At 75.2% G+C, this 20677-nt stretch carries 16 protein-coding genes and 3 tRNA genes; 17 read left to right on the top strand and 2 right to left on the bottom strand.

Annotation, left to right across the window (positions count from 1 at the left end; genetic code table 11):
* Positions 1 to 21: 21 nt before the first annotated feature.
* Positions 22 to 1086, top strand: a complete 1065-nt coding sequence (locus tag ABT093_RS28295; protein ID WP_350569261.1) for an SCO2583 family membrane protein — start codon at positions 22 to 24, stop codon at positions 1084 to 1086.
* Between the two features lie 100 nt (positions 1087 to 1186).
* Here the strand turns inward: ABT093_RS28295 and ABT093_RS28290 are convergent, their stop codons facing one another.
* Positions 1187 to 2275, bottom strand: coding sequence for a M48 family metallopeptidase (locus ABT093_RS28290; protein WP_350569259.1), 1089 nt, complete (start codon positions 2273 to 2275; stop codon positions 1187 to 1189).
* A gap of 266 nt (positions 2276 to 2541) precedes the next feature.
* Between ABT093_RS28290 and ABT093_RS28285 the strand changes: the two genes are divergently transcribed.
* The 8 genes from ABT093_RS28285 (at position 2542) to ABT093_RS28250 (ending at position 7167) form a co-directional block, all read left to right on the top strand.
* Positions 2542 to 2688 carry a hypothetical protein gene (locus ABT093_RS28285; protein ID WP_350569257.1) on the top strand — a complete coding sequence of 49 codons (147 nt, stop codon included), beginning with the start codon at positions 2542 to 2544 and terminating at the stop codon, positions 2686 to 2688.
* A 163-nt stretch (positions 2689 to 2851) separates the two neighbouring features.
* The gene (locus ABT093_RS28280) at positions 2852 to 3010 is read left to right on the top strand and encodes a hypothetical protein (RefSeq protein WP_350569256.1); all 159 of its coding nucleotides are present in this window, start codon (positions 2852 to 2854) and stop codon (positions 3008 to 3010) included.
* Positions 3011 to 3107: 97 nt separating this feature from the next.
* Positions 3108 to 3737, top strand: coding sequence for a nicotinate-nucleotide adenylyltransferase (gene nadD / locus ABT093_RS28275; protein ID WP_350569255.1), 630 nt, complete (start codon positions 3108 to 3110; stop codon positions 3735 to 3737).
* 22 nt (positions 3738 to 3759) lie between these two features.
* The gene (locus tag ABT093_RS28270) at positions 3760 to 5595 is read left to right on the top strand and encodes a LytR C-terminal domain-containing protein (protein WP_350569253.1); all 1836 of its coding nucleotides are present in this window, start codon (positions 3760 to 3762) and stop codon (positions 5593 to 5595) included.
* Between the two features lie 141 nt (positions 5596 to 5736).
* Positions 5737 to 6207, top strand: a complete 471-nt coding sequence (gene rsfS / locus ABT093_RS28265) for a ribosome silencing factor (RefSeq protein WP_350569252.1) — start codon at positions 5737 to 5739, stop codon at positions 6205 to 6207.
* Complete coding sequence (locus tag ABT093_RS28260) at positions 6204 to 6851, top strand: histidine phosphatase family protein (protein ID WP_350569339.1); 648 nt, start codon at positions 6204 to 6206, stop codon at positions 6849 to 6851. The genes rsfS and ABT093_RS28260 overlap by 4 nt, the downstream gene beginning before the upstream one ends.
* A 133-nt stretch (positions 6852 to 6984) precedes the next feature.
* A tRNA-Ala gene (locus ABT093_RS28255) sits at positions 6985 to 7057 on the top strand.
* Positions 7058 to 7094: 37 nt separating this feature from the next.
* Positions 7095 to 7167, top strand: a tRNA-Ala gene (locus tag ABT093_RS28250).
* A gap of 71 nt (positions 7168 to 7238) precedes the next feature.
* Here the strand turns inward: ABT093_RS28250 and ABT093_RS28245 are convergent.
* Positions 7239 to 8189, bottom strand: a complete 951-nt coding sequence (locus ABT093_RS28245; RefSeq protein WP_350569250.1) for a helix-turn-helix transcriptional regulator — start codon at positions 8187 to 8189, stop codon at positions 7239 to 7241.
* Between the two features lie 102 nt (positions 8190 to 8291).
* Here ABT093_RS28245 and ABT093_RS28240 point away from each other — a divergent pair, with 102 nt between their 5' ends.
* The 8 genes from ABT093_RS28240 to ABT093_RS28205 form a co-directional block, all read left to right on the top strand.
* Positions 8292 to 9845, top strand: coding sequence for an MFS transporter (locus ABT093_RS28240; RefSeq protein ID WP_350569248.1), 1554 nt, complete (start codon positions 8292 to 8294; stop codon positions 9843 to 9845).
* Positions 9846 to 9950: 105 nt separating this feature from the next.
* Positions 9951 to 10023 (top strand) — tRNA-Ala (locus tag ABT093_RS28235).
* A 105-nt stretch (positions 10024 to 10128) separates the two neighbouring features.
* Complete coding sequence (locus tag ABT093_RS28230) at positions 10129 to 11532, top strand: NsdA family TPR-like regulatory protein (protein ID WP_350569246.1); 1404 nt, start codon at positions 10129 to 10131, stop codon at positions 11530 to 11532.
* A 246-nt stretch (positions 11533 to 11778) separates the two neighbouring features.
* Positions 11779 to 14679: a leucine--tRNA ligase gene (gene leuS / locus ABT093_RS28225; RefSeq protein WP_350569244.1), complete on the top strand. Its 2901-nt coding sequence runs from the start codon at positions 11779 to 11781 to the stop codon at positions 14677 to 14679.
* 332 nt (positions 14680 to 15011) lie between these two features.
* Positions 15012 to 15809 (top strand): hypothetical protein, encoded by a 798-nt coding sequence (locus ABT093_RS28220; RefSeq protein WP_350569242.1) that lies wholly within the window; start codon positions 15012 to 15014, stop codon positions 15807 to 15809.
* A gap of 52 nt (positions 15810 to 15861) precedes the next feature.
* Positions 15862 to 16707, top strand: a complete 846-nt coding sequence (locus ABT093_RS28215) for a DegV family protein (RefSeq protein ID WP_350569240.1) — start codon at positions 15862 to 15864, stop codon at positions 16705 to 16707.
* Between the two features lie 189 nt (positions 16708 to 16896).
* On the top strand, positions 16897 to 17844 hold the full coding sequence (locus ABT093_RS28210; protein ID WP_350569239.1) for a ComEA family DNA-binding protein: 948 nt from the start codon (positions 16897 to 16899) through the stop codon (positions 17842 to 17844).
* Between the two features lie 223 nt (positions 17845 to 18067).
* Positions 18068 to 20677 (top strand): ComEC/Rec2 family competence protein (locus tag ABT093_RS28205; RefSeq protein ID WP_350569237.1); only part of this gene is annotated, 2610 nt, incomplete at its 3' end.

Below are 20677 nucleotides of genomic sequence, written 5' to 3'. Positions count from 1 at the left end.
CCCGCGCCTTACCCTGGTGTCATGGGTGACCCGCGCGAACCCCCGGAGGGTGCGCCCGAGGGTGGTTCCGGAAACGATGACGAGTACCGGTCCGTCGTCTTCGACGAATCGTTCGTCCGGGCTGCCCGGATCCAGGAACTGTCGGCCCGGGAGCGGCTGTCCGGCGCGTTCGGCCGGCCCACCCGGCCGAAGGTCAGGCTGGGGCCGCTGGGCACCGTGCCCCGGCAGGCGCTGGCGCTGCTGCTGGTGATCCTGCTGGCGTTCGGTGCCGCGGTGTACTTCGGCGTCAGCTCGCCGGTGCGGCCCACCGCCCGCCCGCAGGGCAGCCAGCTGACCGTCAGCCTGGTGGCGCTGAGCCCGGCCTCGGCGGTCCATCCGGCCGCCGATCCGGCCAGCCCGTTCGCCGGTCTGCCGCCGGGCTACAGCGACGGCGCGGTCGGGCTGGGGACGCCGACCGGGGCGGCCACCGGGCACTTCTCCCGGGTGGAGGTGACCAAGGCGCTCGACACCGTGCAGCGCTACCTGGTGGCGTCCTCGCTGTCGCCCGCCGTGCTGGTGCAGGGGTCGACCGCGGAGGTGCGGGCCTTCGTCACCCCCGGTGAGCAGGCCCAGTTCGACGCGAGCGTGGCCCAGCCGGTCGACGACCGGCACCACGCGCTGACCGGCTGGCTGGTCCGCTTCGACCCGACGCAGGTCGCGCTGGCCGCGGACACCGTGAAGGTGGCGGGCGCGATGCGGATCGACGAGACGGACAGCAGCACGCTGCGGATCACCACCGACCACACCTTCGTCTACGCGCTGAAGGCGGCCGGGGCGCCGAGCGGGGCGCCGGTGACCCTGGAGACCGTACGGCGCCAGCTGACCTTCGAGTTCGACCGGGTCGACCTGGCGGCGGCGCAGCTGCGGCTGGTGGACTCGGTGCTGCAGGCCGGGCCCGCGCCGTGCGACGGCTCGCTGGCCGGGGTGGTGCAGCCGGTGCTCGCGGGCACGGACACCACCGCGCCGCCGGCCGGGCCGCAGGCGGTGGATCCGGGCAACCACGCGCGGCCGGCCTGGCAGGTGTGCGGGGTGCTGGCGGGCAGCTGAGACGGGCGGCCGACGCGGGCGGCGGTGCGTCGGCGGCGGTGCGTCGGCGGCCCCCGGCCGGGTGGTGGGGGGCCGCCGAAACGTTCCTGCGGGCGCTGCCTCAGCCGTTGTCGCCGGAGCCGCCGTCCTTGCCGCCGCCGCCGTTGCTGCTGCCGTTTCCGTTGCCGCGCGCGGCGCCGGTGAAGGTGTCCCGGAGCTTGCCGCCGACCGAGGCCGCACCGCCCGCGACGTCGCGGATCAGGCCCATCAGCGGGTCCTTGCTCTCCTTCACCGAGGTCGTGTAGTGCTCGGCGGCGGCCCGCCACTGCTCGCCGACCGAGGCGTCCGGGTCGTCGGTGCGGCGCGGGTAGGCGCCGGCCAGGATGGAGCGGTACTCCTCGCTCTCGGCCCACTTCTTCAGCTGGGCGACCCGGACCACCGCGAACGGGTGGCTCTGCGGCAGTACCTGCAGCAGCTTGAGCACGCCGTCGCGCAGGTCGCCGGCCTTCTCGTACTCGGCGGCCTGCTCCAGGAAGGCGTCCACGTTCATCTCGGCCACGTCGTGGCCGCCGGCCAGCTTCATCAGCGCCCGCATCGAGGCCTGGAGGTCCTGCCCGGCCAGCAGGCCGGCCCGGTCGCTGGAGATCTCCGCCTTGCGGAACCACTCCTTGAGCGCGGTGACGATCGCCATGATCGCCAGGTTGCCGAGCGGCACCCAGGCGATCCGGGTGGCGATGTTGGTGAGGATCATCAGCATCGTCCGGTACACGGCGTGCCCGGACATCGCGTGGCCGACCTCGTGGCCGATCACCGAGCGGAGCTCCTCCTCGTCCAGCAGCTCCACCAGGCCGCTGGTCACCACGATCACTGGCGAGTCGATACCGATGCAGTAGGCGTTGACCGCCGGATCCTGGGTGACGTAGAGGTCCGGCACCTTGTCGAGGTCGAGCACGTAGGCGGCGTCGCGGACCATGTTGTGCAGCTCGGGGAACTGCCGCTCGGAGGTCTTCACGGCGGTGGCCAGGAACATCAGCCGGATCGAGCGCTCGGACACGAGGCCGGCGAGCCGCTTCAGCACGTCGTCGAAGCCGGTCAGCTTGCGCAGCGCGACGAGCGCCGAGCGGTCCGCCGGGTGCTCCCAGGCCCGGGTGGAGATCTCCGGGAAGCGCTGGCGGCGCCGGCTCGGGGTCTTCGTGGTCGTGTCGGTCATGGTGTGATGCCTCCCTGTCGACGGCGGCCCCGGCCCCCGGCCGGCCCCCGCGGTTCTTCGCCTGCAACGACTGTCCGGACAACGTCCGTGGTTGCGCACTCGTCCCCGCCGGCGCGCCCGGGGTGGCGGGGACGCCGTCCGGGGCGGCGCGGACGGCGCCCGCGGGGGCGGTGGGCGGCCGCGGTGTGAGGGCGGTTTACCCTGATTGCCCGGGAGAGCCGGGCCACCTCAGGCCACGGCACCGAGCAGTCCGAGGAGCCCCGCAGATGTCCACCGCCGCCCTTGCCAGCCTGGCCGCTCCGATCTCCGCGGAGGACGGCCCCGGGCTCTTCCTGCGGATCATCGTGATCGCCTCGTTCGTCGGCGTGGGCCTGCTGGCCTGGATCCTGCTGCGGGCCGGCCGCAACAACTGACCGGCCCCGGCACCCACCGGCCGCGGGCCCCGGCTCACGGCGGTTCAGACGCGGTGGGCCGCCGAGCGGTTGCCGTGTAACCCCCCGTACGATGACGGGTGGGCCCTCACCGGCCCGTACGACACCCCTGCCCGCCATCCGAGCCGAGAAGGTCCCGCCGACCATGAGCACTGCCGCCGCACTCCCCGTCCTGAACCTCCTCGCGAACGAGGGCGAGGGGGGCAACCACGACAGCCTCAACCCGTACCTGACGGGTGGCGCCGCGCTGTTCGTCCTTCTGCTGCTGCTCTTCGTGACGACCCGCTTCAACCGGGACCGCTGACCCGGCCGACGGTGGCCCGGGGAGCGGTACCGCCCCCGGGACGCCCGTCACCCGGCCGTTCCCGCACGGCAACGGGCGTCGCGTAAGGTGTGGCGCCATGGGAGAGCAGACCGGGAATCCCGGCGTACCGGTGCCGAAGCGCCGTCTGGGCGTGATGGGCGGCACCTTCGACCCGATCCACCACGGGCACCTGGTCGCCGCCAGTGAGGTCGCCAGCGCGTTCCACCTGGACGAAGTGATCTTCGTCCCGACCGGACAGCCGTGGCAGAAGAGCGACCGCCAGGTCAGCCCGGCCGAGGACCGCTACCTGATGACGGTCATCGCCACCGCGGAGAACCCGCAGTTCTCGGTCAGCCGCATCGACATCGACCGCGAGGGCCCGACGTACACCGTCGACACCCTGCGCGACCTGCACGCGCTGCACCCGGACGCGGACCTCTTCTTCATCACCGGCGCCGACGCGCTCGCCCAGATCCTGTCCTGGCGGGACTCCGACGAGCTCTTCTCGCTCGCCCATTTCATCGGGTGCACCCGGCCGGGGCACACTCTGTCGGACGCCGGGCTTCCGGTGGGCGGGGTCTCCCTGGTGGAGGTCCCGGCGCTGGCCATCTCCTCCACGGACTGCCGCAACCGGGTCGCCAAGGGCGAGCCGGTCTGGTACCTCGTCCCGGACGGCGTGGTCCGCTACATCGACAAGCGGGCGCTCTACGCGCCGCACCGGACCTGATCCCGGAGGGGCCGACCGACGGATGAGCGAGCGCAGGGGATCCCAGGAGCAGCAGCCCGGACAGCCGGACGACTGGTCCACCGGGCAGTACCAGCAGTACCCGCCGTACCAGCAGGGCGGCTACGAGCAGCAGCAGCCCGGCCAGTACGAGCAGTCGGGCGGGTACGAGCAGTACGACCAGTACGGGCAGCCGGTGCAGCCCGCGCCGTACGGCCAGGGGCAGTACGGCTACCAGGACCAGTACCAGCAGCAGGGGTACCAGACCTCCTACGAGCCGCAGCCCGGCCCGTACGAGCAGTCCGGCCCGTACGGGCAGCAGGTGCCGCAGGGGTACCAGCAGCAGGGCGGCTACGGCTACCAGGACCAGTACCAGCAGGGGCAGCAGGGCTACCAGCAGCCGCCGTCGTACGCGACCGCGCCGATGCCGGTGGTCGCCGACCCGCCGCAGCCGCAGCCGGCGGAGGAGCCCGCCGCGCCCACGCCGCCGCGCCCCCGGGTGCCGCGCCCGGCCGCCGACGGGCCGGCGGCCCCCGCCCGGCCCGGAGCGCCGTCCGAGCAGGTCGGCGGCTCCCGCCCGGCCCGGGCCAGGAGCGGCGCCGCGGCCCCCGAGGACGACTACACCACGGGCGAGTTCACCTTCGTCGACGACGAGGCGGAGAAGTCCGAGGACGTCATCGACTGGCTCAAGTTCGCCGAGTCCCGCAGCGAGGTGCGCGCCGAGCGCCGCCGCAAGCTGCGCACCCGGCTGATCGGCGCCGGCGTGGTCCTCGCGCTCGCGGCGGCCGGCGCCGGCGGCTACCTCTGGTTCACCGGCGGCAAGAAGGACGCGGCCACCGCCGCCGGACCGCGCCAGGTCAACGTCGTCCACCTGCGCGACCTGGAGGGCAAGGTCTCCAGCGCGCTGCTGGTCAACGACGCCTCCGGCAAGAAGGGCACCGTCCTGCTGCTGCCGGACGCGCTGCGGCTGCCCGGCCCCGGCGACCCGCCGATCACCACGGTCGGCCAGGCCATGGACACCCTCGGCGCCTCCGGCACCCGCGAGGGCCTGACCACCGTGCTCGGGGCCCCGGTCGCCGGTACCTGGCGGCTCGACACCCCGTACCTGGAACTGCTGGTCGCCCAGCTCGGCGGCGTCCGGGTGGACACCAACGCCGAGGTCCACGAGGGGGGCAAGCCGGACGGCAAGGTGCTCGCCGCCGCGGGCAAGAACACCCTGCTCGGCGGGAAGGCCGCCGTCGCCTACGCCACCCTGCAGGCCCCCGGGGAGAACCGCGACGCCCAGCTCGCCCGGTTCGGCCAGGTGATGGACGCCGTGGTGCGCACCATGCCGGTCGAGTTCAAGGACGCCAAGGACGACGTGCACCGGATGAACGCGGTGCTCGACCCCTCGCTGCCCGAGGACGCGCTCGCCGGGGTCCTCGCGCAACTGGCCAAGCTCTCCAAGGACGGGCAGTTCGGCACCGCCGCGCTCACCGTCAAGCCGGACGGCTCGCTGGACGAGGCCACCGCCGGCAAGCAGGTCAAGGAGGTGCTCGGCGGCACCGTCAAGGCCGCGACCAGCGGCGACGCGCCCGCCAGGGTCTCCCTCCAGGACGCCACCGGCAACGACCTGGCGGCCGCCGCGGCCCAGGTCCAGGTGGTCAACGCGGGCCTCACCTTCGTCCCCGGCGGCGCCAAGAGCGCCCCGCAGGCCACCAGTGAGATCCGCTACACCGACGACGCCCGGCAGGCGGCCGCGAAGTCGCTGGCGACCAGCCTCAACCTGCCGGAGACGGCGGTCAAGAAGGTCACCGACGCGCAGAACGCCGACCTGGTCGTCGTCCTCGGCAAGGACTACGCGCCGCCGAAGCCGCAGTAGGCGGGCCACGGCCCGGCCGCGGTACGCCCGGCGGCCCCGGAAAACGGTTCCGGGGCCGCCGGGGCGGCGTGAGATCCTGGAAGGCGATCCCCGGCGCGCCGCGCACGGGGCGCCCCCAAGCCGCCGAGCCGGAAGAACACCGTGACCGCCACTGAGCACAGCCAGGAACTCATCAACGTCGCCGCCCAGGCCGCGGCCGACAAGCTGGCCCACAACATCGTCGCGTTCGACGTCAGCGAGGTGCTGTCGATCACCGACGCCTTCCTGATCGCCTCCGCGAGCAACGACCGCCAGGTCCGCTCGATCGCCGAGGAGATCGAGGACCAGCTGCGCGAGAAGCTGGACATCAAGCCGGTGCGCCGGGAGGGCGAGCGCGAGGGCCGCTGGATCCTGCTCGACTACCTCGACATCGTCGTGCACGTCCAGCACTCCGAGGAGCGCTCCTTCTACTCGCTGGACCGCCTCTGGAAGGACTGCCCCGAGCTGCCGCTGCCGCAGGACGCCCTCGCCTCCCGCAACCGTCCCGACGCCCACACCGACGCGGCCGGCAACGCCGTCGCCCCGGCCGAGCAGGCCCCGGCGGACGACTTCGGCGCCGAGGACTACAGCTGAGCCGGGACGCGCGGGGCCCGCGCATCGTCTTCTGGCGGCACGGCCAGACCTCCTGGAACCTCGAGTCCCGCTTCCAGGGCACCACGGACATCGAGCTGACCGGGCAGGGCGTGCTGCAGGCGCAGCGGGCCGCCCGGCTGCTCTCCGGCCTGCGCCCTGACCTGCTGATCTCCTCGGACCTCCAGCGGGCCCGGCGCACCGCCGAGGAGCTGGCCAAGGTCACCGGCCTGGACGTCGAGCACCACGAGGGCCTGCGGGAGACGTACGCGGGCTCCTGGCAGGGGCTGACCAACGCGGAGATCCGCGAGCGCTACCCCGAGGAGTTCGCGGCCTGGACCCAGGGCGAGCCGGTCCGGCGCGGCGGCGGCGAACTCGCCACCGAGGTCGCCGACCGCGCGGTGCCGGTGGTGCTGGACGCGGCCGGCAAGCTGCCCGACGGCGGCACGCTGGTCGTGGTCAGCCACGGCGGCACCATCCGCACCATGCTCGGGCGGATGCTCGGCCTGGAGCCGGTGCTGTGGGAGTGCTTCGGCGGGCTGTCGAACTGCTGCTGGTCCGTCCTGGGCCGGGGCGCGCGGGGCTGGCGGCTGCTGGAGCACAACGCGGGCACCCTGCCGCAGCCGGTCATCGGCGACGACACCTGAGCCGCTCCCGCCAGGGGTGCGCCGAGGGCCCCGGAGGGCGGATTTCGCAGTTCCGGGCCTTTGCGGTTAGAGTCTTCCTCGTTCGCACGGAGGGAACGCGGCCCGGAAGGGAAGCGGGAGATCCGGTGAGCGAGGGGCTGTAGCTCAGTTGGTAGAGCGCTTGCATGGCATGCAAGAGGTCCGGGGTTCAATTCCCCGTAGCTCCACTCCGCACCCGGGGTCCGTGAGGGCCGCGTGTGTCGCGGGGCTGTAGCTCAGTTGGTAGAGCGCTTGCATGGCATGCAAGAGGTCCGGGGTTCAATTCCCCGTAGCTCCACAGACTGCGAAGGCCGTCACCCGGTGGGTGGCGGCCTTCGGTCGTTCCCGGAGGGTGTCCCGGGCGCGGCCTCAGTCGGTGGACCCGGTGGGGGCGTGGCCGCACGGGGCGGTCCAGCCGCCCGGCGGCAGCGCCGCCAGCTCCTCGATCCGCGCCCGGTCCTGCGGCCCGTCCGGGGTGTAGACGGCGACGTACGCCTCCGGCACCCCGGGGATCGTCAGGTAGGCCGCGTTCATCCGCATCACGCCCACCAGCGGGTGCCGGAACACCTTCGGCGCCGTCCGCCGCGAGGCCACCTCCTGCCGGGCCCACAGCTCCCGGAACTCCGCGCTCGCCGCCAGCAGCGACCGCAGGTACTCCTCCCACGCCGGCTCGCCGACGTGCCGCCCGTAGGCGCCGCGCAGCACCGCGACCATCTGCGGCAGCTGCTCGGTCCGGTTCAGGAACGGATTGCAGCAGTCCGGGCCGGTCACCGTGCACCAGAGGCTGTTGAACCGGCCGTCGGTGGTCCGGGTCCGGCTCGTGGCGAACAGCGCCGCGTAGGGGGAGTTCCAGGCCAGCACGTCGTACCGGCTGTTCGAGACGGCGGCCGGCAGCGGCGCCAGGGCGTCCAGGATCAGCTGGGTCGACGGGTCCAGCACCGGATCCGGCCCGGCCGGCGGGCGCACCGCCACCCCGGCCAGCCGGAACAGGTGCTCGCGCTCGGTGGCGTCCAGCAGCAGCACCCGGGCGACCGCCGTCAGCACCTGCGCGCTCGCGTTGATCCGGCGCCCCTGTTCCAGCCACGTGTACCAGGTGACCCCGACCCCGGCGAGCTGGGCCACCTCCTCGCGGCGCAGGCCCGGCGTACGGCGGCGCAGGCCGGGCGGCAGGCCGACGTCCTCGGGGGAGACCCGGGCGCGGCGGGCGCGCAGGTACTCGGCCAGCTCGGTGCGGCGGCGGTCGCGCCCCTCGGCGGGGGCCTGGCGGGCGTGGGGCCGGGGGGCGGGCTCGACGGTGCCGGGGGTGTCCACGACGGTCATACCCGCCATGGTGCCGCAGCCCGGCGGGGCGAAACAGGTGCTGCCGGTACCAGGATCCGCAGGCTCTAACCACTGGTACCAGGGCGCCGCGACGCTCGACGCATGACCGACACCCAGACCCGGCGCCGGCCGGCCGGGACCGCCTCGCCGGCCGCCACCCGGCCCGGGGCGGCGTCCGCCGCCCGGCCCGGGGCGCTCCTCGCGCTTGTCCTCAGCGGCCAGTTCATGGCCGTGCTGGACACCGCCATCGTCAACGTCGCGGTGCCCACCATCCGCACCGACCTGCACGCCTCCGGGGCCGCCCTCCAGTTCGTGGTGGCCGGCTACACCATCGCCTACGCCGTCCTGCTCATCACCGGCGCCCGGCTCGGCGCCCGCTACGGCTACAGCCGGCTCTACCAGGGCGGCCTGGCCGCCTTCACCGCCGCCTCGCTGGCCTGCGGGCTCGCCCCCGCCACCGGCTGGCTGATCGCCTTCCGGCTGCTCCAGGGCGCCGGGGCGGCCCTGATGGTCCCCCAGGTGATGAGCCTGGTCCAGCGCACCTTCACCGGCCAGGCCCGGGTCCGCGCCCTGGGCCTGTACTCGGCCGTCCTCGCCGGCGGCATCGCGGCCGGGCAGGTGCTCGGCGGGGTGCTCGTCGACGCCGACCTGTTCGGCTCCGGCTGGCGCCCGGTCTTCCTGGTCAACGTGCCGATCGGCGCCGTGCTGCTGGCGGCCGGCGCCCGGCTGCTGCCGCGGCTGCCCGGGGACCGCGACCGCGGTTTCGACCTGCCCGGCCTGCTGGTGCTCGCCGCCGCCCTCGGGCTGCTCGTCGTCCCGCTGGTGCTCGGCCACGAACTCGGCCGGCCCGGCTGGGGCTGGGCGATGCTCGGCGCGAGCGCGCTGCTCTTCGGCCTGTTCGCGGTCGTCGAACGGCGGATCGCCCGGCGCGGCGGGGAGCCGCTGATCAGCGGGCGCGTCCTCGGCGCCGCCGGGCTGCTGCCCGCCGTCGGCGCGGTGTTCATGATCCTGCTGGCCTTCGCCGGCTTCATGTTCTCCTTCGCCCTGCACCAGCAGTCCGGGCTCGGCCACAGCGCGCTGCGCGCCGGCCTCTGCTCCGCCCCGATCGCCGTCGGCTTCGGCGTCGCCAGCCTGCACTGGCAGCGGCTGCCCGGGCGCCTGCACGGCCTCCTGCCGCCCCTGTGCGCCGGCCTGCTCGCCGTCGGCTACCTGCTGCTCGGCCTGCTGCTGCGCGACGGGTCCGGGCTCGGCGCGGTACCGCTGCTGCTCTCCGCCGTCCTCGGCCTGCTCGCCGGCTGCGCCTACGCGCCGCTCTTCGCCCGGGCGCTCGCCCGGGTCGCCCCCGCCGACGCGGCGGACGCCAGCGGGGTCGTGGCCACCGGGGTGCAGCTCGGCCAGGTCGTCGGCGTCGCGCTGCTCGGCTCGGTGTACCTCGGCGCGGCCGGCCTGCCGGCCTCCGCCCGCGGCTCCGGGCACGCGCTGCTGCTCACCACGGCCGCCATCGGCGGGGCCGCCGCGCTCGCCACGGGCTTCGCCGCCCGGGCGGTGGCGGCCGGCCGCGGGCAGCGGCGGGCGAGGGCCGGCGCGCGGGCCCTCGCACCGGCCCCGGAGGCGGTCCGGGAGACGGCCCCGCGGGGGCGGCCGGCGGACGGGTAGCCGACCGCCCGGGAAACGGATTCGTGGAGCACCCCCCGGACCGTGTAAAGTAGGCGATGTCGCCGAGGGAAACGGAACGAAATCCCCGGTGACATCGCAGGTCAAGGGGCTGTAGCTCAGTTGGTAGAGCGCTTGCATGGCATGCAAGAGGTCCGGGGTTCAATTCCCCGTAGCTCCACAGGAAACGAAGGCCGCCTCCCGAACGGGAGGCGGCCTTCGGCGTTCCCGGGTTTTCCCCGGACCTCCCGGCGGCCGCCCCCGGCGGACCGCTACCGTCGGATCCATGGCCGATCTGGAGCGCAGACGCAACGAGGAACTCGCCCGGATACTCCACCAGCTCGGCTGGAGCCCGGAGCGGCTCGCCCGCGAGGTCAACCTCACCGTCCCGGCCCGGATGGCGATCAGCTCCACCGCCCCCTACAAGTGGCGCGACCGCGGCATGGTCCCGCGCAGCCCGCACGACCAAGCCGTCTGCGAGGTGCTCAGCCGCACCCTCGGCATCGCCGTCACCTACGAACAGCTCTGGGGCCCGATGGGCGGCCACCGCGGCGCCAAGATCCTCTCCCCGCGCCTGCTGACCGACCCGTGGACGGCCGACACCGCGCAGACCGCGCTGCGCGAGACCGCCGCCGACGCCGGCCCGGTGCGCCTCACCGACCTCTTCCGCGGCGCCGACCTCGCCGAGGCCGCCCGCCGGCTGGCCACCCCGCCACCCGCCCTCGGCGGCGACGGCGCGCTGCGCGTCGACCCCGCGGTGATCGGCGAACTCGCCGCCGCGCACCGCAGCAAGCAGCGGCTGGAACGATCCTGCGGCGGCGGGCTCGTCCTCGGCCCCGCCCGCGCCGAACTGGCCATGGTCGCCAAGCTGCTGGAACTCGGCGGGTACGACGAACCGCTCGGCCGGGCGCTGTACGGCGCGGCGGGCCGCCTCGCCCGGCTCGCGGCCCAGGCCGCGTTCGACCTCGGCCACGACGCCACCGCGCAGCGGGCCTTCGCGGCCGCGCTGCGCGCCGCGCACCTGAGCGGCGAGCGCCGGGACGGGGTGGCGGTGCTCGGCGGCCTGGTGGTGCTGGCCACCTGGAGCGCGGGCGGGCGCGGGCTGGACGCGGTCACGGTGCTCGCGCAGGCGGTGGCGGCGGTGGGGGAGGAGCTCGGGCCGGCCGGGCGGGCCCTGCAGCTCGGGCGGATCGCCCGCGCCCACGGGCGGCGGGGCGACGCGGCCGCGCTCGCCGAGACGGCGGGGCGGGCGTTCGCGGAGCTGGACGCGGGCGCCGGCGGGAGCGGCGCCCTGGCGCAGGAGCGGGCGGACCTCGCGGGCATGGTGGGGGAGGGCCACCTGTTCCTGGGCGAGCACGGGCGGGCGCAGGCGCTGCTGGCCGAGGCGGTGGCGGGCCTGGGGCCGGGCCGGGCCCGGGCGCGGGTGCTGCTGATGGTCCGGCTGGCCGACTCGCAGCGCCTCGCGGGGGACCCCGCCGAGGCGGCGCGCACCGCCGACCGGGCGCGGGCGCTGGCCGCGGGGATGCAGTCGGAGCGGGTGGCGCGGGCGCTGCGCGGGATCGACGCGGCGTTCCGTTCGGCGGAGGGCGGGGCGGGCGCCGGGGCCGGGGCCGGGGCGGCGGGCATGGCGGAGGGCGCGTCGGCGGGTCTGCCGGAGGGCGCGTCGGCGGTATCCCCGGGAGGCGGCTGACCCCCTTGCGGTACCCTGAGCCCATGCGAACCGCGCGCCTGCTCCTTAGTCGGCCGCGCTGACCAGGACCGGCCACGCCCGAGGGCGGAAGCCGGAGTCGGCGTGGCACCCCCTCCTGCGAGGGGCTTTTTTTGTTTTCCGCCCGGGCCCGCCGCCCGGCCGCCGTCCGGGCCCGCCCGGGCACCCGTCCCGTCGCCGGCCCGGAACGCCGGTTCGCCAACTGACATCGATGGAGCTTGAAGGACCATGAGCGAGACGACCCCTGCGTCCGGTGCGGCCGACACCGCGACCGCGCCGTTCCGGTACAGCGCTGCCCTGGCGGCGGAGATCGAGTCCCGCTGGCAGGACATCTGGGAGAAGGAGGGGACGTTCCACGCCCCCAACCCGGCCGGCGACCTGGCCGACCCGGCCGCCGCGGACGTCGCCGCGAAGCCGCACAGCTTCATCATGGACATGTTCCCGTACCCGTCGGGCGCCGGCCTGCACGTCGGCCACCCGCTGGGCTACATCGCCACCGACGTCTTCGCCCGCTACCAGCGGATGAACGGCTACAACGTCCTGCACACCCTGGGCTACGACTCCTTCGGCCTGCCCGCCGAGCAGTACGCCGTGCAGACCGGCACCCACCCGCGGGTCTCCACCGAGGCCAACATCGCCAACATGCGCCAGCAGCTGCGCCGACTGGGCCTGGGCCACGACCCGCGCCGCTCGATCGCCACGATCGACCCCGAGTACTACCGCTGGACGCAGTGGATCTTCCTGCAGATCTTCAACTCCTGGTACGACGAGCAGGCCGCCAAGGCCCGCCCGATCGCCGAGCTGGTCGCCGAGTTCGAGAACGGCACCCGTGAGGTCCCCGGCGGCCGCGCCTGGTCCGCGCTGAACGGCGCCGAGCGCGAGGAGGTGCTGGGCGAGTACCGGCTGGCCTACGCCAAGGAGGTGCCGGTCAACTGGTGCCCCGGCCTGGGCACCGTGCTGTCCAACGAGGAGGTCACCGCCGACGGCCGCTCCGAGCGCGGCAACTTCCCCGTCTTCAAGTCCAACCTGCGCCAGTGGATGATGCGGATCACCGCCTACTCCGACCGGCTGATCTCCGACCTGGACCTGCTGGACTGGCCCGAGGCCATCAAGCTGCAGCAGCGCAACTGGATCGGCCGCTCCGAGGGCGCCCGCGTCGACTTCGCCGTCGGCGCCGACGACCGGAAGATCACCGTCTTCACCACCCGCCCCGACACCCTGTTCGGCGCCACCTACATGGTGCTGGCCCCCGAGCACGACCTGGTCGACACGATCGTGCCCGCCGCCTGGCCCGAGGGCACCCGTGAGGCGTGGACCGGCGGCGCCGCCACCCCCACCGAGGCCGTCACCGCCTACCGCGCCGCCGCGGCCGCCAAGTCCGACGTCGAGCGGCAGGTCGAGGCCAAGGTCAAGACCGGCGTCTTCACCGGCGCCTACGCGGTCAACCCGGTCAGCGGCGAGCCCGTCCCGGTCTTCATCGCCGACTACGTGCTGATGGGCTACGGAACCGGCGCCATCATGGCCGTCCCCGCCCACGACCACCGCGACTTCGCCTTCGCGCGCGCCTTCGACCTGCCGATGCGCTGCGTCGTCGAGCCCACCGACGGGCGCGGCGAGGACCCGGCCGCCTGGGACGACGCGTTCGACACCTACGACTCCGTCATCGTCAACTCGGCCCACGACGAGGGCACCGAGGACGGCATCGCGCTGAACGGCCTGAGCGTCGTCGACGCCAAGGCCGCCGTCACCGCCTGGCTGACCGCGCGCGGCATCGGCGAAGGCACCGTCAACTACCGCCTGCGCGACTGGCTGTTCAGCCGCCAGCGGTACTGGGGCGAGCCCTTCCCGATCGTCTACGACGAGGACGGCGTGATGCACGCGCTGCCCGAGTCGATGCTGCCCGTCGAGGTCCCGCAGGTCGACGACTACTCGCCGCACACCTACGACCCGTACGACTCCACCTCCACGCCGAAGACCCCGCTGTCCCGCAACGAGGCCTGGGTCCACGTCGAGCTGGACCTGGGCGACGGGCCGAAGACGTACCGCCGCGAGACCAACACCATGCCCAACTGGGCCGGCTCCTGCTGGTACGAGCTGCGCTACATCGACCCGTCCGACCGCGAGCGGGTCGTCGACCCGGCCAACGAGCGGTACTGGCTGGGCCCCACCGAGCAGAAGCCCGGCGGCGGCGCGGACCTGTACGTCGGCGGCGCCGAGCACGCCGTGCTGCACCTGCTGTACGCCCGCTTCTGGCACAAGGTGCTGCACGACCTGGGCCACGTCTCCTCCGTCGAGCCGTTCCACAAGCTGTTCAACCAGGGCATGATCACCGCCGACGTCTACCGCGACGAGCGCGGATTCCCGGTGCCCGCCGCCGAGGTCGAGGAGCGCGACGGCCAGTACTTCTGGCAGGGCGAGCCGGTCAAGCGCGAGGCCGGCAAGATGGGCAAGTCCCTGAAGAACGCCGTCGCCCCCGACGAGATCGCCGACGAGTACGGCGCCGACACGCTGCGCCTGTACGAGATGTCGATGGGCCCGCTGGACGTCTCCCGCCCGTGGGACACCCGCGCCGTCGTCGGCTCCTACCGCTTCCTGCAGCGGCTGTGGCGCAACATCGTCGACGAGGCGACCGGCGAGCTGGTCGTGACGGACGAGGAGCCGGACGAGGCGACGCTGCGTGCCCTGCACAAGGCCGTCGACGGCGTCCGCGGCGACATGGCCGGGCTGCGCTTCAACACCGCCGTCGCCAAGGCGATCGAGCTGAACAACTACCTGGTCAAGCGCGGCTCCACGCCGCGGTCGGTGGCCGAGCAGGTGGTGCTGCTGGTCGCCCCGCTGGCCCCGCACATCGCGGAGGAGCTGTGGCGGCGGCTGGGCCACGGCGACTCGCTGGCGTACGCCGGCTACCCGGTGGCCGACCCGGCGTACGTCGTCGACGAGGCGGTGACCTGCGTGGTGCAGGTCAAGGGCAAGGTCAAGGCCCGGCTGGAGGTCGCGCCGTCGATCTCGGACGCCGAGCTGGAGGCGCTGGCGCTGGCCGACCCGGCGGTCGTGGCGGCGATCGGCGGGGCCGAGGTGCGCAAGGTGATCGCGCGGGCGCCGAAGCTGGTCAACATCGTCACCGGCTGAGGCCGGCGGCGGCCCGGTGGGTCGCCGGGCGGGGCGGGCGTTCCTTCGGGGGCCCCCGCCCCGCGGCGTTCTGGGGCGCGCCCCGTGGCGTTCTGGGGCGCGTTCGGGGAGGCGTCCGAGGGCGCCCGCCGCGTGGCGCCGGGGCGTTTCCCGAGGCTGCGCGCCTCTCGGGGTTCACCCCGAGGCGTCCCTGAACCTGCCCCTGAAGTCGGGCCCCGGCACCCCCGGTCGGCGGCCCGCCGGGCGGGTAAGGGGCTACGGTGGAACCCTCGGTGGGCCGGCCCGCGTTGGGCCCGGTGGGGGCCGGTTCGGCTGGCGGAAGGTGGCGCGTGATGGAGATCCTCGGGGTGTTGCTCGTACTCGCCCTGCTGTTCGGGCTCGGCGTGGCGGTGCTCGTCGTCGTCGGCCTGGTGAAGGCCGCCCGGGCCGTCGGCGAGAAGATGGAACGCCAGGAGGCCAAGGCCCGCCGGGCGGTCGAGAACGTCACCCTCAAGGCCAAGACCTACACCCAGACCGGCCCGCAGGGCCAGATCTCCGCCGTCCGGCTGCGCCTGCGGACCTCGCTGGACGGCACCCGGCAGGTCCTGGAGGGCGGGGTCGCCCAGGACGGCCAGCTCGGCGAGTCGCTCGCGCTGCTGACCCGCCTGGAGGCCCACGCGGCGGAGCTGGACGGCGAGCTGCGGACGCTGGAGCGCGAGCCGGACGCCGGGCGCGTCGCGGCGAAGCTGCCGGAGCTGCGCGAGCGGGCGGAGCGGATCACGCATTCGGCGGAGGCCATGCGCTGGGCCGCGCAGGACCGGATGCACCGGTTCGCGGCGGACGAGCTGAGCCGGCTGAGCCAGGAGTGCGAGGACGAGGCGGGGGCACTGCGGCACTGGGACACCGCCCCGGGGGCGGCGGGCGGTTCGGGTGCCCCGGGGACGGCGGGTGGCGCGGGTGCTTCCGGCGCGGCGCGCGAGACCGGCGGTGCGGGCGCCGGGACGGGTGGCGGGACGGGTGGCGGGGCCCGGCCGGGGCTCACCGACGGCCGCGGGCGGCCCAGCGCCGAGGAACTGCTCGGGCTCGCCGATCCGGTGGCCAAGCTGGCGCAGCGGCTGCGCAAGCCGTCGGCCGGGCCCTCGGCCGGCTGAGCGGAGACCCGGATGGTGCCGTCCGGCCCGGGCGGGGAGTAACCTCCGCCTCATGCCCGCCGACCTCGCACTCGTCACCGACTCCACGGCCTACCTGCCCCAGCACGCCGTCGACCGGCACGGCATCACCGTGGTCCCGCTGAGCGTCGTGGTCGGCGACGAGGTGCGCGCCGAGGGCGTCGAGATCTCCCCGAAGGACGTCGCCGAAGCCCTGCGCGGCAAGCACCGGGTCACCACCTCCCGGCCCAGCCCCGAGTCCTTCGCCGCCGCCTACCGGGCGGCCGCCGAGGGCGGCGCGCGGGGCGTCGTCTCGGTGCACATCTCCGGCGAGCTCTCCGGAACGGCGGAGGCCGCCCGGCTGGCGGCCGCCGAGGCGCCCGTCCCGGTGCGGGTCGTGGACAGCCGGCTGGTCGGCATGGCCCTCGGGTACGGGGTGCTGGCCGCGGCCGAGGCGATCGCGGCCGGGCGGGGACTCGACGAGGCGGCCGCGGCCGCCGAGCGGCGGACCGCCGCGACCAGCGGTTTCTTCTACGTGGACACCCTGGAGTACCTGCGCCGGGGCGGGCGGATCGGCGCCGCGCGGGCGCTGCTCGGTTCGGCGCTCGCGGTCAAGCCGCTGCTGCACCTGGACGGGGGGCGGATCGAGCCCCTCGAAAAGGTGCGCACGGCGTCCCGGGCGATCGCCCGGCTGGAGGAGATCGCGGTCGAGCGGGCGGGGGAGCGGGAGGTCGACGTCGCCGTCCACCACCTGGCGGCGGAGGACCGGGCCGAGCCGCTCGCCGAACGCCTGCGGGGGCGCCTGCCGGGGCTGCGCGACCTGTACGTGGGCGAGGTGGGGGCGGTGATCGGCGCACACGTCGGGCCGGGGCTGCTGGCGGTGGTGGTCTCGCCCCGGTGACGGTGACGGTGACGGTGACGGGCTGACGGGGTGACGGGCTTTCGGGAGGTCCGTCGGGTCACCGGAACGTCAACGCCCGGTACCCTTCCTCCCCCTTGGGGGTGACCTTCTTCCTCCACAACCCCGGGGTTTTCCACAGGCGTTCGGTAATCTCCGCGCACCGCTCGGGCGGTTCCTACCGTGCTCCGCATGACGAGCATGCGCATCGGCGCCCGCAAGCGCCGCGAGATCCAGCGGATCAACGAGACCGCGAGTCTGCGGATGGCGGCCCTGCTGCCCGCGGCGGGTGAGCCGCCGGACACCGAACCCTCGGTGTACGCGGCGCCTGCCGGCGTCGGCGTCGGCGCTGGCGTCGGCGCTGGCGTCGGCGAACCGTCGCGCGGCGGGCCTGTGCCCGAGCGTGCCGACCGCCCCGAGTCCGGGCACGCCGCGCCTGATCACGCCGCGCCCGGCCAGGTCACGCAGCCGTGGACGGGCCATGCGCTGACGCTCGACCGGCGGGCGGTGGTCGGCCTGCTCGTCCTGCTCCTGCTGACCGTCGGCTACGGCGTCCAGCACTTCTGGCTGGCGCGGCCCCAACCCGTCGAGGTTCCGGCCGTCGCCGTCGCCTCGGTGGCGTCGGCCGCCGGGCCCGGGCCGGGGCCGCCCGAGGACACGGCAGGCGGCGCGGCGGGGGACGGCCTCGCGGGCGCGGCGCCGGGCGCCGTCGTGGTGGTCGACATCGGTGGCCGGGTCGGCTCCCCGGGTGTGCACACCCTGCCCGGCGGCTCCCGGGTCACGGACGCCCTGCGGGCGGCCGGCGGACCGCTGCCCGGGACGGACACCGGGAACCTCAACCTGGCCCGCGTCCTCGCGGACGGCGAGCAGATCCTCGTCGGCGAGCCGAGCCCCCCGCCAGCCGCCGGGGCTGGCACAGGGCCGCCACCCGCCGCCGCGTCCAAACAGCCGGTCAGCCTCAACCGCGCCACGCTCGAACAGCTCGACACCCTGCCCGGCGTCGGTCCGACCCTCGCCCAGCGCATCCTCGCCTTCCGTTCCTCCCACGGCGGCGCGTTCCGCTCGCTCGAACAGCTCCGGCAGGTGAGCGGGATCGGCGAGCGCACCTACGCGGAACTCCGGCCCTTGCTCACTCTCTGACGGTTCGCCCACCGACCCGCCCATCACCCCTTCCCCCTCCTCCCATGTCCTTCCTTCGCCCCTGCCCGCCTCCCGCCCGAAAGGAGGTTCCGTCATCGCCGCCCCGGTTCCCGCCGTTCCCGCCGTTCCCGCCGTTCCCGCCGCTCCCGCCGTTCCCGCCGCCCTCACCGCGTCCCGTCCGATCGACCTCCGCCTGCTGCTGCCCGCCGTCGCCGCCTGGGCGGTGACGGCCGCGGTCCTCGGCCTGGGCCCCGGGCACACCGCCGCCCTCGCGGTGGCGGCGGGCACGGCCGCGGTCCTCGGACTGGTCCTCTTCGCGCTCCGGCCGGGCGTCGATGCCGGCCCGGCCCGCCGCCGGTCCGCCACCGTGGCCCTGGCCGCCGTGCTGCTCACAGCGGCCGCCGCCACGACCGCCACGCTCCTGCACACCGCCGACCTGCACCGCGGGCCGCTGCCCGAACTGGCCGGCGCCGCCACCGCCGCACCGGAGGTCGGCGTCGACCTCACCCTCACCGGGGATCCGCGCGTGCGCGTCTCCCGCAGCGGCAGTTCCGGTGCCGGGCAGGAACTGCTCACCGTGGACGCCGTCGTGGACCGTGTCACCGTCCCCGACGGCGTCCTTCCGGGCGCGCCGGGCCCGCGCACCGTCCGCACCCGCACGCCGGTCACCGTCCTGGTCCGTGGTGCGGACACCGGAGCGTGGGAGCGGCTGCTGCCGTCGACCAGGCTCGCCGCCGAGGTGACGGTCCGTCCAGCGGGCGAGCGCGCGGGCGAGTCGGCGGCGCTGCTGATCGCGCACGGCGAACCGCGGTGGCTCGCGCCACCGAGCCTGCCGCAGCGGATCGCCGGACGGCTCCGGGCGGGGCTGCGCGAGGCCACCGACAGCCTGCCGCCGGACGAGCGGGGGCTGCTGCCCGCCCTCGTCGTGGGCGACACCTCGCGTCTGCCGGACGACCTCTGGGAAGCCTTCCGGGACACCGACCTGGCCCACCTGGTCGCGGTCAGCGGGGCCAATCTCGCGATCGTGCTGGGGGTGCTGCTCGGCGCCCCGGGCCGGGCCGGCACCGCGGAACGGCGTGGACTCGCCGCCCTGCTCGGGATCCCGCTGCGCACCACGGCACTGCTCGGTGCCGTCGTCACACTGGCCTTCGTGACGATCTGCCGCCCAGAGCCCAGCGTGCTCAGGGCGGCGGGGACGGGGCTGATCGGGCTGCTGGCGCTGGCCACCGGCCGTCCGCGCCAGGCGGTGCCGGCGCTGGCGGGCACGGCCCTGCTGCTGGTCCTGCTCGACCCTTACCTGGCGCGCTCCTTCGGCTTCCTGCTGTCGGTGCTCGCCACGACCGGCCTGCTGGTCCTCGGCCCGCGCTGGGCGGACGCCCTGCGGGCACGGGGCTGGCCGCACCACCTCGCGGGCGCCGTCGGGGCGACGTCGGCGGCCCAGGCGCTCTGCGCGCCGGTGACGGTGGTGCTGTCCGGGCACGTCAGCCTGATCGGGATCCCCTGCAACCTGCTGGCCGAGCTGGCGGTGGCCCCGGCGACCCTGCTGGGCTTCGCGGTCCTGGTGCTCGACCCGCTCTCGTCCTCGGCGGCCGGGCTGCTCGCCGGGGCAGCCGCGGTCCCGGCCGGCTGGCTGGCCTCGGTCGCCCGGCACGGGGCGGAGCTTCCGGGCGGTCAGCTGTCCTGGCCGGGCGGCTGGTTCGGCACGGTGAGCCTGGCTGTCGGGACGGCGGCGCTCTGCTGCGCGGTGCCCGCACTGCTGCCCCGGCATGCCGGGGCCGGGGCGGGGCCACGTCGGGCGCGCGGCCGGCTCCGACCGGTGGCGGTGGGTGTCCTGCTGCTGGTCCTGCTCGCGGTGCTGCTGCGGCCACCGTCGCTGGCCCGGATCGCGACCGGCTGGCCGCCGCCGGGCTGGCGGCTGGTCATGTGCGACGTGGGGCAGGGGGACATGCTGGTGCTGCCGGTGGCTCCGGAGGGCGGCTCCCCGCCCGACAGCGCGGTGGTGGTGGACGCCGGTCCGGACCCGCGCGAGGCCGACCGCTGTCTGCGCGACCTGGGGATCACCCGGGTGCCGCTCTTCCTGGCCACGCACTTCCACGCCGATCACGTCGATGGGCTGCCGGGCGTGCTGCACGGCCGGCGGGTCGCGGCGGTGCAGGGGACGGCGGTGAACGATCCGCCGGGTGAGGCCGCCCGGGTGGCGGGTTGGGCGGCGCAGGCCGGGGTCCCGCTGACGCGGGCGGGCCGCGGTGAGCGCCGGTCGGCGGGGGCCGGGCTGTCGTGGGAGGTGCTCTGGCCGGACGGAGAGGAGCCGGACGTGGTGTCGGGTGCGAACAACGCGAGTGTCGCGCTGCTGGTGACGCTGGCGGGCGGCGTGCGGATGGCGCTGCTGGGTGATCTGGAGCCGCCGGCGCAGGAGGCGCTGTTGAGCAGGCTGAGGACGACCGGGACGGAGAGCAAGGTGGACGTGTTGAAGGTGGCGCACCATGGTTCGGCCCACCAGGGATGGGAGCTGACGGAGGCGTTGCGCCCGAGGCTGGCTCTGATCTCCTGCGGTGCGGACAACCCGTACGGCCACCCCTCGCCGCGCACGGTGGACCGGTTGCGGGCGCTGGGCGCCACGGTGCTGCGAACGGACCGCGCGGGCGACATCGCGGTGACGGGCGACAGCCCGGGCGACCTCGCTGCGGCCGTCCACCCGCACACCGGGCGCCCCGGCCGCGGCCCGCACAAGCCGCAGACCGCCCACGGGGCAGGGGGCGTGGGGGACGCGGGGGCGACAGTCGGGGCGGGCGAGGCGGGCGGGGCCGCCGTGGTGGCGCTCGGCGGAGTGGTG

The sequence above is a fragment of the Kitasatospora sp. NPDC002551 genome, assembly GCF_040296005.1.
Taxonomy (GTDB): Bacteria; Actinomycetota; Actinomycetes; order Streptomycetales; family Streptomycetaceae; genus Kitasatospora.
Note: the sequence above shows the minus strand (reverse complement) of the source record. Positions and strands in the feature narration are given on the sequence as shown.